The organism is Haemophilus sp. SZY H8 (assembly GCF_018829755.1).
Lineage (GTDB): Bacteria > Pseudomonadota > Gammaproteobacteria > Enterobacterales > Pasteurellaceae > Haemophilus > Haemophilus haemolyticus_K.
Map to the genome: position 1 here is coordinate 325,248 of NZ_JAHKJY010000003.1, position 17,040 is coordinate 342,287.

Sequence of the window (17,040 nt, forward strand, 5' to 3'; positions counted from 1 at the left end):
TTTAGGAGCAATCATTATGATGATAGATAAACGCCTAATTAACACTGTGGCCGATAGTAAAAAATGGATTGGTGTCACGGTGTTGTGGAATTGGGTGGCGTTAGTTGGCGGGATTATTAGTGCCGTCGTGTTTTCTTATATTTTACAAGCCGCTTATTTTAAAGAGTTGACGATGTCAAGTGCGGTGGGTTTAGGTGTGATTTTAATTGCGGCATTAGCATTACGTGCTTTTGCGGGTAAAAAATCGGTGCAGGCGTCTTATTTTGCCAGCACAAAAGTGAAGCATGAATTGCGTAGCCTCATTTATCGTAAATTGGCTTCTATGCCACTTAACCAAGTGAATCAACAATCTACTTCAAGCATTATCCAAGTGGCATCAGAAGGTGTAGAACAGCTTGAAATCTACTTTGGGCGTTATTTGCCGCAGCTTTTTTATAGCTTGCTTGCACCGCTTACCCTCTTTGTTTTCTTGATTTTTTTCAGCTTTAAAACAGCCATTATTTTATTAATTTGCGTGCCGCTTATCCCTATGTCGATCATTGCGGTGAATAAAATTGCGAAAAAACTCTTAGCAAAATATTGGTCCATCTATGTGGGATTAGGCAGCAGCTTTTTAGATAACCTACAGGGTTTAATTACTTTGAAAATCTATCAAGACGACGCTTACAAAGCGAAAGAGATGGATAAAGAGGCTGAGCATTTCCGCAAAATTACCATGAAAGTGCTTACCATGCAGCTTAACTCGGTTTCTCTTATGGATTTACTTGCTTACGGCGGTGCGGCAATCGGGATTTTAACCGCACTATTGCAATTCCAAGATGCACAACTCAGCGTGTTAGGCGTGATTTTATTTATTCTCCTTTCCTCTGAGTTCTTTATTCCGCTTCGTTTGCTTGGTTCTTTCTTCCATGTGGCGATGAATGGTAAAGCGGCTTCAGATAAGATCTTCACATTACTTGATACGCCTGTGGAAACCCAACAAAGTGCGGTAAATTTTGAAGCCAAAAATAACGTTCAAGTGGAAATTAAAGATTTACATTTTGCGTATTCTGCAGAAAAACCAGCAATTCAGGGTTTAACTTTAACGATTCAACCAAATCAACTTTCAGTGTTTGTGGGTAAAAGTGGTTGCGGTAAATCAACTTTAGTTTCTTTGTTGATGGGCTTTAATAAAGCGCAACAAGGTGAGATTTTGTTTAATGGACAAAACGCCTCAGAAATAGACCGCACTTCTTTCTATCAAAAAGTATCGTTGGTGAGCCATAGTAGCTACGTGTTTAAAGGCTCGCTGCGTGAAAATATGACGATGGCGAAAATTGATGCCACAGACGAGCAAATTTATGCGTGTTTAGAACAAGTGAATCTTGCCCATTTTGTACGCGAAAATGGTGGCTTAGATATGCAATTATTAAGCCGTGGTGCGAATTTATCGGGCGGTCAGATTCAACGTTTAGCCTTAGCGCGTGCTTTATTACACAATGCCGAGCTTTACATTTTTGATGAAGCGACCAGTAACATTGATGTGGAAAGCGAAGAAATTATTTTGCAGTTCATTCAGCAATTTAAACAACAAAAAACCATTGTGATGATTTCTCACCGCTTAGCAAATGCGGTAAATGCGGACTGTATTAACGTACTTGACCAAGGTAAATTGATTGAGCAAGGCACTCACCAAACCTTAATGACAAAACAAGGTGCGTATGCTGAAATGTTCCAACAACAAAAAGATTTAGAACAAATTAGAGAGGTGGCAAATGCGTAAAAATGGTTTTGTTGTTATGGGGCATTTGTTGAAATTAGTGACTCCACTCGCACATATTATGGCGTTTACCATTACTATGGGTACGCTTGGTTTCCTGGCTGCCATCTTTATTATGGTGCTGGGTGCGATGGGGTTAGTAAATCTTCTTAACTTTGACACTCATTTAAGTTTCTCCGGAATTTTGACCGCACTTATAGTATTGGCGGTGGCTCGTGGCGCACTGCGTTATTTAGAGCAAATGTCTGGGCACTACATCGCTTTTAAATTACTCGCATTATTGCGTGACAAAGTGTTTTCTTCTTTGCGCCGTTTGGCTTTTGTGAAGTTGCAAGATAAACAAGCAGGGCAATTAGTGTCTTTAGTGACTAATGATATTGAATTGCTCGAAGTGTTCTATGCGCATACCATTGCGCCAATTATGATCGCGTTCTTTACCTCTGTGATTTTATTGTTGGTCTTTGCGCATCTTTCAGGTTGGTTTGTGCTTGTGGCGTTGGCTGCGTATTTGACAGTGGGTGTTATTTTACCGATTATCACCACTAAATTAGCGCGTGAAGATGGCAGACGTTATCGTGAATTAGTGGGCGAAATGAATGATTTCTTCCTCGACAGTGTGCGAGGTATGAAAGAAATTCAGCTCTTCGGTTATGCGAAACAACGGTTAGATGAAATCCAACAACGCAGCCAAAAAATCGATACAGCTTTTGAACGTATTAAAGACCAAGAAGCAAAAGTGCGTGTTTATACTGAAGTGGCGGTATCGGCGTTTAACATAATTATATTATTCACAGGCTTAATTTTATTTAGCTTAGATAAAATTGATTTCTCAGCCTTTTTAATTGGTGTGATTTTATTGATGTCGAGCTACGGGCCAGTTATTGCCTTAAGTAACCTTTCAAGCAACTTATTACAAACTTTGGCTTCAGGTGAGCGAGTATTAGGTTTATTAGCAGAAGAACCAGAGTTAAAAGATGTAGAAAGTGCGGTAGATTTGAAGGAGGTTTCTCGCATTGATGTAGAGAATGTAAACTTCGCTTACGGTGAAGAACAAATTTTATCGGATGTCAGCTTATCTGTGAAAAAAGGTGAAATCTTAGGGATTCACGGCAGAAGCGGAAGCGGTAAAAGTACCTTGTTGAAATTGCTGATGCGTTTTTACGATCCAAAATCAGGTAGCATTAAAATTAACAGCGAAACTTTACCGAATATCAACACTCGTAGCTTGCGTGACAATATGGCATACATTACTCAGCAAACCTATATTTTCAACGAAACCATTGAGGAAAATATCCGTCTTGCGCGCCGTGATGCAACGTTAGATGAAATTATGGAAGCCGCGAAGAAAGCTTCAATTCATGATTTCATTTTAAGCTTGCCACAAGGTTATCAAACAAAAATGACGGAATTAGGCGGTAACCTGTCTGATGGTGAAAAACAACGTATCGGTATTGCCCGAGCATTTTTACATAATGCACCGATTATCTTGCTTGATGAGCCAACCAGTAATTTGGATAGCTTAAACGAAGCAATGATTTTGAAATCATTACTCGATGTAAAAGCTGAGAAATTGATTATTCTCGTCAGCCATCGCCAATCCACCATGGCAATTTGTGATCAGGTGATTGGCATAGAAAACGGCAGAATGTCCTAAATTAATATAAGAAAAAATCGCACTGTTAAAGGTGCGATTTTTTTACCTTAGGAATTTCCATAAACAAGTTCAGTAATAATTCTTAATGTTTTTTCACTGTATCTAAAATTTCAGGTAAATTTGTTTCTAACCAATCCACCAAATCAAACATCTTATTAGATGCCTCTGTCCCAAATTCTGTTAATGTGTAATCCACTTGCGGTGGCACGGTATTATAGGATTTACGGATTAACATACCATCAGCCTCCAATTCCTGCAGGGTTTTAGTCAACATACGCTCGCTTACGCCATCAATAGCACGGCGAAGTTCACTAAAACGCTTGGTGCCAGAATGTAAACTCACTAACACTAATGCGCCCCAACGACTGGTTAAATGTTGCAAAATTTGGCGAGAAGGGCAAGCTGAAGCCAGTACGTTCCCACGATTTAAATTTTTTTCCATTTTTAATTCCTTAAAAATCAACAATTTGAAAAATTTTTTAAAAAATTCCAAAACTTACGTTTATGTAAGTACTTCTCAAAAGTAAGTATTAAAATATAATACGCCACATCAAGCGAACAATCAAATGTTCAAACATCATTTCAACTTAACGAGAAGGAAAACATCATGACAACTAAAACTATCGCAATTACTGGTGCAACAGGTCAATTTGGCGCAATCGCATTAGACTTATTAAAAGCAAAACAAGCAAACGTTCTTGCGCTTGTACGCTCTCCAGAAAAAATTTTAGGTGTAGAAGCTCGCAAATTTGATTATTCAAAAACAGAAGGACAAGTAGAAGCATTACAAGGCGTAGATACATTAATTTTAGTATCAAGTAATGAAATCGGTCAGCGTTTTGTACAACACAACAACGTAATTGAATCGGCGAAAAAAGCGGGTGTGAAACATATTATCTATACCAGTTTACTCGGCGCGACCAACAATAATACTGTAAAATCCCTTGCCGGTGAGCACGTTGAAACTGAAGCTGCATTAAAAGCTTCGGGTATTACTTACACTATTTTACGCAATGGTTGGTACACCGAAAACTACACAGCTTCAATTCCGGCAGCATTAGCAAACAATGCTTTCTACGGTTCAGCAAAAAACGGCAAAATTTCGTCTGTACTTCGTGCAGAACTTGCTGAAGCTGCAGTAAATGTGGCGCTAGGTGAAGGTCATGAAAACCAAACTTACGAGCTTGCCGGATCAAGCAGCTGGACATTAGCTGACCTTGCAGCAGAAATCAGCAAACAAACAGGTAAAGATATCCCTTACGTGGATATTCCTGTAGCAGATTATGCCGCAGCACTTGTACAAGCAGGATTAGATGAAAGCTTTGCAGGCTTAATTGCACAATGGGATGTAGATGCGTCAAACGGTGCGTTATTCTCAGAAGACAAAACCCTTGAGAAATTACTTGGCCGTCCAACAGCTGGATTGGATGTAGCAGTGAAACAAGCTTTATCCCACTAATAACATTTGACTAAAACAAGGTGCGGTTATTATCGCACCTTTTTAAATAGCGTTTGTTTATTCGGGGAGTAATAAAAATAAGGAGAAACAATGCTTTTTATTATCTTTATTCTTTTATCTTTGATTTTCTACTCAGCTCTCCATTATCGTCCACATTTAATTTCGCTCAGTAGCTTCAAATTTGCAAAATACTCAAAAGTTGATTCTTTATCATTTTACATTGAAGAAGTGGAATTTAATGACAGCCAAGCCACAATTCATAGCTATTTTAACATTGTTCCAATGTTACAAAATCAAGCGGATGTATTAGAAAGCAGTTACAATTTTGTTAAAGCTACAAATAAGTATCATAATGGGCAAAACCTAGAATGATAGAATAAGACTTTAGCCTATTTTTACTCTTAGAAGATACTGTTTAATGGCGATAAAACCACAAATAGCAGTCAAAATATATTAAAAGATACCAATAAAGGTCAAATTATTTATGAAAACAGAACCTACCTTTCAACAGGTTCGTAAGATTAAACCTACACGCCTTAGCGTATCAGGCTTATTTCCTTTTAAAGATGGAGTAAGCATTCCTTACGAATCTACACTTGAGCGTGATCTCTTACTCTATTTTACTTATATTCCTGCAGTAGAGGAAATCGTTTCTCAACCTGTTAGCATTCTGTTTGTGAAAAATGGAATGACTTATCCTTACACTCCTGATTTCTTCATTTGTTTCAATGATGGACGACCATCGCTTTTGATTGAAGTAAAACCGAAATCAAAATGGCAAGAACATTGGCGTAATTGGAAAGAAAAATGGAAAGCAACAATGGCATTTTGTAAAAAGAATAAGTGTATTTTCCACGTTTATAATGAAGATAGAATTCGTCACCTTGCGTTATTTAACATTAACTCTGTTCAAAGTTACAAGCAACAGCAATGTAATCTTGAAGATATTGAGGCGGTACTTACTCAAGTTAAGTTACATGGCAGTACTATGATAGATTTTCTACTTTCTCACCTTTTTACAGATTCACTCTACCATTTCCTACCAAGTAAAAAACGGACTATTCAGCATAATGGAGTGACAATTGATGGTTTACGTTACTACGATGTAGCACTCAATATGTACACCAATGATTCAGACGAAAAAAAGTAAGGAATTTTTATTTCGTCGAGATCCTGTAGTATTGATGCGCAAACTGGTTGAACAATCTGCACATAGGACTAAGAAAGCTTGCAGACAGGCTCAACGGCAGAAAGTCCATGCGAAAAGCAAGGTGGTAATCCCAACAAGTTTACCCGAAAGCAAACCAACAGAAACAGTCAAAACACCTGCTTCTAACTTGCTTTTAGACAATGATTTCACATTTGGGGAGATTGAGTAATGGAAAAGCAATATGAGTATGTTCAATTTGTTGGCAGTCGGTGATTCTAACAATAGTAAAACGACGCTTATTCGACACTTTTATGATTTGTACGGCATACCTTTTGTGGACAGTCAATCAGACGGCGTGCACCCCATTATTTTGGCAGAAGCACCGCCGAGTGCAAATAAAAAAGAGCTTTATATCTCGTTATTGGAACGTTTTTATATTCCGTATCGACACAACGGACAGTGTCGCTAAATTGCGTTATCAGACTATTCACTTATTCCGTGAATACAAGGTAAAAATGCTGATTATTAACGAATTTCATTCGTTGCTTATGGGAACACCGCGTTTGCAACGCCAAATAATGAATGCTATTAAAATGTTGTGCAATGAATTGCAAATTCCGATTGTAAGCGTAGGTACAAAAGATGCAATCCGTGTTTTACACACCTATCCACAGCATACCAGTCGTTTTGATGTAGCGGAGTTGCCAATATGGAAATTGAATAAGGATTTTCAAAAACTACTCTTCCAATTTCAAGGTATTTTGCCATTAAAGAAATGTTCTAATCTACAATCACCAGAGTTAGCAACAAAGATTAATACAATCTCAGGTGGCAACTTAGGCAATGTATATTGTTTATTAAACGTATGTACTGTTGAAGCGATTACAAGTGGGACTGAGTAAATTACATCAGACATTATTGAGCATAATTCATGGGTACAACCAACGCAGGGCTTACGTAAAATTATCGAGTAAAATCAGGGGGTATCTGAACTCCACTTTATCCGAATGAAAGCATCAGTTCGTGGCTTATTCGTGCTGCTTTAGATTACGGTACGGAGTCGATTATATTTACTGGATTTTATTGGGATAAATGGCGACTATGGATGTGTGATTTAGATAGAGGGTTGAACCGATAGTACCGCAGATTCATGAAGATATTAAAGCATTATCACTTAATCAGCAGGTAAACTTAGCTAACCATTCGATGTATTTCGTATTGAAACTGATTAATGGCGAAAGCACCCTGATTAAAGGTCAAGCGAAGTAGGTGATTTCAAGAGGTTCGTATAATAGCACTTTTCGTGTCGGTCAATCTTATTGTCCTTGTTGCTTAGAGGAAACTCCTTATTTGCGTAATGAATGGCGTTTTGCGTAGCACTTTGGTTGTTTAGAACATCAGGTTCTACTTGAGTCCAAACGTCCTTGTTGTAGTGAACTGTATCAACCGCATTTACTTTCTACAGAGAAACAACAATTGAATTATTACCATCAATGCGGTGAGAAATTATAGGTTGTGATGACACCTCTTAATGAAGTAGAAATCGTAACGATGGAAACGATTAATAATGCGTTTACGACTAATTCAGGTGAATGTTTCAGAAAACGTGTGGATGTGCAAGTGTACTTTGCTACATTGCATTACTTCATCAATTTTATTTGACGTGCTGCGGTTTCCAAATCCACTCATGCTTTCACAAGGTTTGTGGAATAATGCGGTATTTCTCAAGTAGAAATATACCAAACCAAAACAGCTCTTGCATTTGAACAGCTTCCTGTTGAAGAGCGCAAGAATCTATTGGTAAACGCGATTAAAATTCAAAAATTACCAAGTAAGGATTTTATTCAAGCTATTCAACAAAGTGGTATAACACAAAAGGTGTTTGACTTTGAAAAGTATCCTACGAAACTTGATACACTCTTTAAATACACACCAGAAGGCAAAACTGTAAGCCGTAAGACAGTAACTAATAAATCTAAGACTGATTCTGTTTTAAGTCTAAACCGTCAATGGGAACGCTTAAAACGGCAGTTAAAAATCGCAGCATGAAAATCACTAAAATTTGCTCTCAAAAGAGAAATAGTTGCTCTATTTGTGGCAAAGCTCAAGTTACACGCAAGTTCCAAGAAGAATATTATTGTGAAAATTGCTACGTCCAGTGGTTTAAAAAAACATCTTGTAAGCGATGCGAACAACTCAAACGTATTCACCTTGATGGTAAACTTTGTCTTGAATGCGAAAAATTAAAGGATTGTGTACGCTATGGTAAATAAGCTGGTACATTTGAAATCAGTATAATAAGTCGGTGCGGTGTGTAGTTCTTGCACTCATTATTTTCGAGAGAAAATAGAATGCTCAGAATGCGGTAAAATGACACACGATAGATACCGTTCGCCCATGACGAATGAATTGGTCTGTTTGCAGTGCTATCGTCGATATACTTTTGCAACTTGTAAGAATTGCTGTAGTTATCGTAAGGTTCATAACCAAGAGATACTGTTGTGCAAGAAATGTGACGAACAGTTACTTTCAATTTGCCTGAAATTCAACGGTGAAATGCCATCTGGTTACGGTAATGTTTGCCATGATTGTTCAAGACGAAGTTTATTGTTCAATATGATTCGCCTAAATGGACATATCTTGTGTAATAAAGCAGTTAAAACCACCTACAAGAAGTTCATTTTCTGGTATATGCGAAAATGTGGTATTAGTGTCGCCTTGGATAAAGGATCAATTTTTATGCGGTTCTTCATTAATTGTGATGAAATTTGGCAAAAATGCGGAGCTAGTTACGCACTTTAAACCAAATGGATTGCGTGCCAATTTAACTGTATTACGCTGGTTGCTTGATACCAATCAGATTATTGTTGATGAAGTGTTAAAAGATAATTTAGCTGAATTAGAACGCATACAAGCTCTTTTTAATAAACTCAAAGAGCCCGAGCCTCGTATCGAAAGTTACTATCAGAAATTGCAACGTCGGTGTGATGAAGGTAAAACTTCAATTAAATCAGTGCGATTAGCTTTGCAACCTGCGATAGATTTAATCAGTGTTAACAATATTACGGATTACCCAACACAAGATCAGCTAAATCAATATTTAGTGGAAAAATCAGGGCAAACGGCGGCAATAACAAGCTTTATCAATCACTTGCGGAATACCATCGAGAGCTTGAAATCAATTATAAGCGGATTCAGCAAATTAAGACTAAACAGCTTAAAAAACATTGTTCTCAGCGCTTAGTAGAACTCTATAAGCAAGCCTATTTACCCCAAAGAGAGCTAATGGAGCTAGTTTCTGTTGTGTTATACAGCTTATACGGCGCTACAATAAAAATGCCAACGCAGGAGAACATCATCAAGATTGATAAAGTTACTTATTATTGATTGTTACGAAAATAGGAATTATTTATTACCAGAGGAGATTTATAAGTGTGTTGTTTAGTATTTTAGGTTTGGAAAATATCATTTTTGCAATTTACATCGCAAAACTATTTCTTAAATCTAGGCATAGATAAAACTAACAATAAACGCCAGCCTATTATCAGCACATAAATAGAGATTTATTATACAAAAGGATGGTTAGTTGATGTTAAGTTACACAGTGGCTAATGTGAGAGATTACGTTATGTATTATAATTTTGTTTGCTACATTATTACAATCAAGGGCTACCACTAATTTTAACAAAAACAATCTATCAACGATTTTTGGTATAATCTTAGTAAAAAAACAAGATTGGCTCAGTTTTAATAAAAAATGGTTAAAAACAAACTAAAAATAAATAAAAATGGCTTTAACTTTGTTTTTTTTGGGTTATAATTTCAAAAATTTTATCTATTTATAAGGATTTTTGTAAATTTATGGCCAATGTAATAAATAAAATGTTTATTGATGTAGTAAATGATGCTCTTACCGGGAAAAAAGATAGCCTTTTGATGCGGTTGAAAGTAATAGCCAAAAAGCTAAAGAAAGAACTACCTGACTTAGCAAAGGAATTGGAATCTTTAATTTCTACTTCAAACACTAATGCTGTCACAAGAGGGCAATCATTAACACCTCAATTTTCCCCTGTTGACGCCGATACCAGACAAAAATTACTAATTGAAGTATATCCGGTAATTATGGATACAGTTCCTATATGGTCAGAAAAAGTAAATACTCAGTTAAATCGCTTTATAGCTGAGTGGGAAATGAAAGAATCCTTACATAAAGGCGGGCTACATCCATCTACATCCTTGCTTATAAGTGGTCCGCCAGGAGTAGGTAAGACATTATCTGCCAAATGGATTGCTCATAAACTTGACATACCCCTCCTAACTTTAGATCTCGCCAGTGTAATGAGCAGTTATCTGGGTAAAACCGGCAATAATATTAAAGCCGTACTCAATTATGCTTCATCTTTTCCATGTGTATTATTACTTGATGAGTTTGATTCAATAGCTAAAAAGAGAGACGATACAACTGATGTCGGTGAATTAAAAAGATTAGTAACCGTTATTCTCCAAGCTATTGACGAATGGCCTAAGCAATCTGTCCTGATAGCAGCAACTAATCATTCAGAGCTTCTAGATCCTGCTGTTTGGCGACGGTTTGACAGTATTATTGATTTTGAGCTTCCGAATCAAGAACTAATTAAAAAATATCTGATATCTAAAGATATTAGTAATAATCTGGCAGATTATATATCAACTAAATTACATGATATTTCTTATGCCATAATAGAAAGATCCATCAATCAAGCTAAAAAAAATTCTATCATAGAAAAAAAACCTTTCAGTGCAACATTAATTAATGAATTATTAGGTGATAATGTCTTACTGGAAAATGTTATTGAAACGATGTTATCAACAAATATTTCTCAACGAAAAATTGCACAAGACTTAGGGATTTCAAGATCTCAAATACAAAAATTTGTGAAAGAACAAGGATTATAAAAATGAATAATAAAAATATGCTTCTTGGTTATGGAGAAACCCTTACTAGCCCAGTGATATTAAATACAGGCGGAGGACCGAAAAATAAGCCGTATACATATGAAGAAAACAAACCTGTTATTGTAGCGCAGCTAAATGAGGTCATTTCTGAAATTAACAATACACTACCGCTTGCAATGCCAGAGGGGAAAGCAGTAGTAAAATTCGTTCTTCATCCGGCTTTTTTAGCTAAAAGTTATTTTCCAGTTAAGTTATTAAATAAATTTTCTCTTCAAAATATAGGCAGCAAGGCCGTTAGTATTAAGCCTAGAAAAAATATCAAAAAGAAAGGGTGGAGAGAAGAATATACAACCGCCTGTATTTATGTATCTGGTAAAAAAGAGAATTTTCAGAACTTTCTTGATACATTAAATGAAGACAAACTAAATCAAAGCCTAAAAGATGATTTTATTACGTTAGAAAGTATATCTATATTAACTATTTCAGATAAAGTAAAAAGTTTTAATAATGATGAGGTTGTAGCTGTTGAAATAGCTTTACATACACCCAATACCCCTTCAGGAATTGTTGATGCTTTTGAAACATTCGCAAAACAAAATGGTGTTTTCATAGATAAAAAAAGAAGTATAAACGTAAAAGGATTAACATTCATACCAGCTAAAGCCAGTAAAGATATGGCATTGAAACTCGCGGAATTTTCTTTTCTACGGACCTTAAGACAATTACCCGAATTACGGGTTAATGATCCTGTGATATTACGTTCATCTACCAATGAAACCACTTTTAGCCCTCCTTCGGAGAGAGCTATAAATCCTGATTTAAAAGTTGCAATATTCGATGGAGGACTAGGAATTAATAATTTTGATCCTTGGGTTAAAGAATATATTTGGGGTAATGGTAATACTAGTGCCCAATTACTTTCTCATGGGCAAGATGTCACATCCACTATTCTTTTTGGTGTTGTGAATAGTAATACTAAAAAGCTTAGTGTGCCTTATTGTAATATAGATCATTATAGAGTTTTAGACTCGGATATTAATAATACTGATACAGATTTATTTGATGTTCTTATCCGTATAAAAACGATATTAGAGCAAACAAAATATGATTATATAAACCTAAGTTTAGGTCCAAGACTACCAATTGACGACGACGATGTTCACGTATGGACTTCTACTCTTGAAGAAATTTTTGCTAAAAGCGGAACACTTTGTACTATCGCCGTTGGCAATGATGGACATTTACCTGAATCACTGAATCGAATTCAACCACCTTCAGATTTAGTCAATGGATTATCCGTTGGTGCGGCAACTTCTCTATCTGATGACTGGGAAAGATGTTTATATAGCTGCATTGGCCCTGGTAGAAGCCCTGGATATATAAAACCGGATGGTGTTGCTTTTGGAGGGCACGCCGAAGAACCATTTCAAACATATAGTCCGATGAATAACGGAATTGTAAGCACTGCCGGTACAAGTTTTGCTGCCCCATTAGTATTACGGCAGGCAATAGCTTTAAGCACATCCCTACAATATAACATCACGCCATTAACAGCTAAAGCTCTCCTCGTACATCATGCAGAACCTAAGGATTTTCCGCGTCATGAAATTGGATGGGGACGTTTCCCTAATGATATTAATGATATTATCTATTGTAGTGATGATGAAGTAAAAGTTATTTATCAAGGAATTCTCAAACCATCACAATATATGCGAGCCTTAATTCCAATTCCAAACATACCTATGCGGGGAAATGTAAATTTAAGGGCAACGCTCTGTTTCTCAACTTCGGTAGATCCCGAACATTCCCTCAATTATACAAGAAGCGGACTTGAGGTCACTATGCGAAAAAGTACTGATGATGCCCCGGGACTTACATTCCCATTTTTTAATCAGAAACGTATTTATATGGATGAAAGTGAACAACGCGATGCCCATAAGTGGGAAAACACAATAAGAAGTGAACACAAGTTTAAAGCTAACCAACTAACAACCCCATGTTTTGATATAATTTATTATGGAAGAGATTGTGGTATGCCTGTTCATATAAACGAACTGGAAGATTTACCTTACGTTTTAGTTGTTACATTATCCGCAGAGGAAATGCCTAATCTGTATAACTTAATAAGACAAAAATATCAAACACTCCAACCAATTCAGGTACAACAACAAATTGTATTACAACACACTTAGTACATTAAACATTTTAATACAATAGAATATGCATAATAAAAAGCTGAATATAACTATTCAGCTTTTTTACATCATTTCCGCTTACTGTATCGGCTGTAATGTACCATCCCACTCTACACCTTTACGTATAGCATCCATTGCTAATGCACCGGTCTTCTTATCTACACTATAACTGAATAAATGATTTTGTACAGATGGAACTTTTATTTGTATTTCCGTATTGATGTTGATTATAAAGTATTACTGTTTATAATAATTATTGTAATTATCATAGATAGAACTTGAAATAGCCAGTAACATTAGCACAACTGTTTTATTTATTATTATTTCCTAAATTTTAGAGTAATTTTTTAATACCATTCCAAACCCAGTTATTATTCGTTTTTTAGCTTCTCGATGTCTAAATGATGACATTTTTCCATCTTTAGAATCGATGTAGTCGCTACTTATCCCCAACCTGATACTATATCAGCAAATATCTTAAATAAGTTCCAATTTTGGCTATTGTGATCTGACCCTAAAAAGTTAGACTGTTATTTAAAGGATTATTTTCGATATTGTATCGGACTCAGTCCTTTTAGTTTTAGTTGAATCCGTCGGTGGTTATAGTAATCCAAATAATCCCTGACGGCATCAACTATCTCCTCTCTACTGTTAAATTCCCGACCATAAAAACATTCCGTTTTTAATATCCCAAAGAAACTTTCCATCGCGGCATTGCCCAAGCCATTCCCTTTTCTCGACATACTTTGAATGATGCCATGTTCAGCCAAGATCCGACTATAAGCCATCATTTTATACTGCCAGCCTTGGTCTGAATGTAAAATGACACCACAAGCTTTATTTAATCCTTTGCTGCTTGCATTAACATGTTCTCTACTTGTGCCCAGTTTGGGGAATAGCTGAGATTATAGGAGACTATCTCATTGTTAAATAAGTCTAAAATTGGAGATAAATAGACTTTTCCTCCATCTTTAGCCTTAAACTCGGTGATATCAGTCACCCATTTTTGTTTCGGGGCCGTTGCGCTAAAATCGCGTTCAAGATGATTCAGTGCAATCACCCCTATCGTGCCTCAATAGGTCGTAAATTTCTTACTTTTTCTTGACCGCACTTGAAATCCAAGGCCTGCATTAAACGTTGGACTTTTTTATGATTTACGCCTGGCAAACAGGCATGAACGCGTCAATAGCCATAATCAGGATGATTAGCTTTGATGCGTTTAATAGTCTTTTTCAGCTGCTCATCCTTATCCAGTTTAATCTGAAGTTTAGCAAAAAACGTACTACGCGCTAACTGTGCAAAGCCTAAAAGCCATTTTAACGGATAGAGTGTTCTTAACCTTTGAATAATTTCCGTTGCTCGGCTTCGTCCTGAAGTCTAAGCCTTCTCAACTCCTTTAGGTAGGCTACCTCCTCTTCAAGCTGTAAAATTCTCAAACGTAAACGGTCTTCTTCAGTTTTGGGTGGCGGTGGCATTTTTGCATACTTGGGTTTCATTGGCGGTCGTCCTGATGGTTTGCGGGAAATAAGTCCTTTTATGCCTGTTTTTTCAAACCTTTTCAACCATGTCCCGACTAAGGTGTTGGAAGGAATATTGTAAAAAAGCGCGGCTTCTCTGATACTCATTTCTCCATTCAAGATAGGTTGGAGAGCCTGTAATTTAAATTCTGTTGTATAGCGTTTACCCATAAAAAATCTGCACCTCAATTGTTGGTTGTTGAGTCCAACTTTTGGGGTGCAGATCAAATTCACCGCTCTTTTACATTTAAATTAAAAAAACTTTATTCCCCACGCTTCAGCATACCTTGTTTTTTCAAATTCACCAGAATAATTGAAATTGCCGCAGGGGTAACACCTGAAATTCGGCTGGCTTGGCCAATGGAAACTGGATGATGCTGTTCCAACTTCGCACGTACTTCATTAGATAAACCAGAAACCTTGCTGTAATCAAAGTTAGCTGGAATTGCCGTATTTTCGTGGCGTTTTTGTTTTTCAATTTCTTCTTGTTGATGCTCAATATAGCCTTGATACTTAATGGCAATTTCCACTTGTTCTACAGCTTCTCTATCTTCCATTGATGGTTTGTATGGCGTTAAAGAAGTCAAAATATCATAAGTCATTTCTGGACGGCGCAATAAATCTTCACCGCTGGCTTCACGCATAAGTGGGCTACCAAGCACTTTATTCGCTTCTCCTAAATATTCAGAGCGCGGATGCAACCAAATGCTGCGTAAGCGTTGGCGTTCCTGTTCAATATTTTCCATTTTTTGATTAAAGCGTGCCCAACGAGCCTCATCAATTAAACCTAATTCATGGGCAATAGGTGTTAAACGAATATCTGCATTATCTTCACGTAATAACAAACGGTATTCGGCACGAGAAGTGAATACGCGATACGGTTCTTTGGTACCAAGCGTACAAAGGTCATCAACCAGTACGCCAGTATAAGATTGATCACGACGTGGATACCATGCCTCTTTCTCTTGTACATAAAGACCAGCATTAATCCCCGCCAATAAGCCTTGTGCTGCCGCTTCTTCATAACCAGTTGTACCGTTAATTTGACCTGCAAAGAATAAACCTGAAATCGATTTAGTTTCTAACGTTGGTTTTAAGTCACGTGGATCAAAATAATCATATTCAATGGCATAACCTGGTTTGATGATGCGAGCTTTTTCTAAACCTTTCATGGAATTCACAATGCCCATTTGCACGTCAAACGGCAAACTGGTAGAAATCCCGTTTGGATACACTTCGTTACTGGTTAAGCCTTCAGGTTCCAAATAGATTTGATGTGAATTACGATCCGCAAAACGCATCACTTTATCTTCAATGGATGGACAATAACGTGGCCCGATCCCTTCAATCACACCAGTATACATTGGACTGCGATCCAAATTATTACGGATCACTTCATGAGTTTGTTCATTAGTATGGGTTATATAACAAGGAATTTGTTGTGGGTGATCATCTACTGATCCCATAAAAGAAAACACGGGTAAAACAGCATCACCATGCTGTTTAGCTAAAACATCAAAATTGATCGTACGTGCATCAATACGTGGTGGTGTACCTGTTTTAAGGCGATCTACACGTAATCCAAGATCTCTTAATCGATGTGAAAGATTTACAGAAGCAGGATCCCCTGCTCGACCACCTTCATAATTTTCCAAACCAATATGAATTTTACCAGCTAAGAAAGTACCTGCAGTTAATATCACTGATTTAGCACGAAAAGTTAATCCCATTTTTGTGCTAACGCCTGTAACTCGATCTTGCTCAATTAGAATATCAGTGGCTTCTTGTTGGAAAATATCTAAATTAGGTTGATTTTCTAATGCTGTACGAACAGCTTGACGATATAGAACTCTGTCAGCTTGAGCTCGAGTAGCACGTACTGCTGGGCCTTTACTGCTATTTAAAGTACGAAATTGGATCCCTGCTTTATCTGCAGCATGAGCCATTAAACCGCCCATTGCATCTACTTCTTTTACTAAATGACCTTTACCAATCCCACCAATTGCAGGGTTACAAGACATTTGCCCTAAAGTATCTACATTATGCGTTAATAAAAGGGTTTTTAATCCCATTCGAGCTGGTGTAAGCGCGGCTTCTGTACCCGCATGACCACCACCGATCACAATCACATCATAAGTTTCAGTGTAAAACATATCTATCTCTATATTATTCGGATCAAAAAATTGGCATTATTTTACAGAAATTTAAAACACCTGACAAAAAAAGAATAGATCTATTGATCCTTTGAAAGATCACGTTTTTATTAGTAAATAAGATCTCTTTTTATATATAAAGATCTTATTATTGTTACTATTAAGATCCTTTGAGGTTGTGAGTAACCTTACTCGATCCTTATGGAAACAGGTGTTAT

Annotated in this window: 13 protein-coding genes and 3 pseudogenes; 11 read left to right on the forward strand and 5 right to left on the reverse strand. The window is 36.8% G+C overall.

Annotated elements, in window-relative coordinates; genetic code table 11:
• Window positions 1–16: 16 nt before the first annotated feature.
• Window positions 17–1,762, forward strand: coding sequence for an ABC transporter ATP-binding protein/permease (locus KKW16_RS06980; protein WP_048953140.1), 1,746 nt, complete (start codon window positions 17–19; stop codon window positions 1,760–1,762).
• Window positions 1,755–3,413, forward strand: a complete 1,659-nt coding sequence (locus KKW16_RS06985; protein ID WP_048953141.1) for an ABC transporter ATP-binding protein — start codon at window positions 1,755–1,757, stop codon at window positions 3,411–3,413. The genes KKW16_RS06980 and KKW16_RS06985 overlap by 8 nt, the downstream gene beginning before the upstream one ends.
• A gap of 82 nt (window positions 3,414–3,495) precedes the next feature.
• Here the strand turns inward: KKW16_RS06985 and KKW16_RS06990 are convergent, their stop codons facing one another.
• Entirely contained in the window at window positions 3,496–3,855 is a 360-nt protein-coding gene (locus KKW16_RS06990; RefSeq protein WP_048953142.1) for a winged helix-turn-helix transcriptional regulator, read from the reverse strand.
• Between the two features lie 165 nt (window positions 3,856–4,020).
• Between KKW16_RS06990 and KKW16_RS06995 the strand changes: the two genes are divergently transcribed.
• The 9 genes and pseudogenes from KKW16_RS06995 (at window position 4,021) to KKW16_RS07035 (ending at window position 13,149) form a co-directional block, all read left to right on the forward strand.
• Entirely contained in the window at window positions 4,021–4,872 is an 852-nt protein-coding gene (locus KKW16_RS06995) for an SDR family oxidoreductase (RefSeq protein WP_048953143.1), read from the forward strand.
• Between the two features lie 90 nt (window positions 4,873–4,962).
• Window positions 4,963–5,244, forward strand: coding sequence for a hypothetical protein (locus KKW16_RS07000; RefSeq protein WP_048953144.1), 282 nt, complete (start codon window positions 4,963–4,965; stop codon window positions 5,242–5,244).
• 112 nt (window positions 5,245–5,356) lie between these two features.
• Window positions 5,357–6,022, forward strand: a complete 666-nt coding sequence (locus KKW16_RS07005) for a TnsA endonuclease N-terminal domain-containing protein (RefSeq protein WP_226385933.1) — start codon at window positions 5,357–5,359, stop codon at window positions 6,020–6,022.
• Window positions 6,000–6,251: a hypothetical protein gene (locus KKW16_RS07010; RefSeq protein WP_226385932.1), complete on the forward strand. Its 252-nt coding sequence runs from the start codon at window positions 6,000–6,002 to the stop codon at window positions 6,249–6,251. The genes KKW16_RS07005 and KKW16_RS07010 overlap by 23 nt, the downstream gene beginning before the upstream one ends.
• A gap of 18 nt (window positions 6,252–6,269) precedes the next feature.
• Window positions 6,270–6,996, forward strand: a pseudogene (locus KKW16_RS07015) (TniB family NTP-binding protein); the annotation flags it as partial.
• Between the two features lie 11 nt (window positions 6,997–7,007).
• A pseudogene (locus KKW16_RS09065) lies at window positions 7,008–8,071 on the forward strand (TniQ family protein).
• Window positions 8,032–9,467: pseudogene (locus KKW16_RS09015) on the forward strand (hypothetical protein). The pseudogenes KKW16_RS09065 and KKW16_RS09015 overlap by 40 nt, the downstream one beginning before the upstream one ends.
• A gap of 416 nt (window positions 9,468–9,883) precedes the next feature.
• Complete coding sequence (locus KKW16_RS07030; protein WP_048953146.1) at window positions 9,884–10,957, forward strand: AAA family ATPase; 1,074 nt, start codon at window positions 9,884–9,886, stop codon at window positions 10,955–10,957.
• Window positions 10,958–10,959: 2 nt separating this feature from the next.
• Window positions 10,960–13,149, forward strand: coding sequence for a S8 family peptidase (locus KKW16_RS07035; protein WP_048953147.1), 2,190 nt, complete (start codon window positions 10,960–10,962; stop codon window positions 13,147–13,149).
• Window positions 13,150–13,694: 545 nt separating this feature from the next.
• Here the strand turns inward: KKW16_RS07035 and KKW16_RS09070 are convergent.
• The 4 genes from KKW16_RS09070 to mnmG form a co-directional block, all read right to left on the reverse strand.
• Window positions 13,695–13,943 (reverse strand): IS3 family transposase, encoded by a 249-nt coding sequence (locus KKW16_RS09070; RefSeq protein ID WP_140524124.1) that lies wholly within the window; start codon window positions 13,941–13,943, stop codon window positions 13,695–13,697.
• Window positions 13,944–13,993: 50 nt separating this feature from the next.
• Window positions 13,994–14,212, reverse strand: a complete 219-nt coding sequence (locus KKW16_RS07045; RefSeq protein WP_140524126.1) for a DDE-type integrase/transposase/recombinase — start codon at window positions 14,210–14,212, stop codon at window positions 13,994–13,996.
• Between the two features lie 274 nt (window positions 14,213–14,486).
• Window positions 14,487–14,840 (reverse strand): helix-turn-helix domain-containing protein, encoded by a 354-nt coding sequence (locus KKW16_RS07050; protein ID WP_048953148.1) that lies wholly within the window; start codon window positions 14,838–14,840, stop codon window positions 14,487–14,489.
• 92 nt (window positions 14,841–14,932) lie between these two features.
• On the reverse strand, window positions 14,933–16,822 hold the full coding sequence (gene mnmG / locus KKW16_RS07055; RefSeq protein ID WP_048953149.1) for a tRNA uridine-5-carboxymethylaminomethyl(34) synthesis enzyme MnmG: 1,890 nt from the start codon (window positions 16,820–16,822) through the stop codon (window positions 14,933–14,935).
• Window positions 16,823–17,040: the final 218 nt, after the last annotated feature.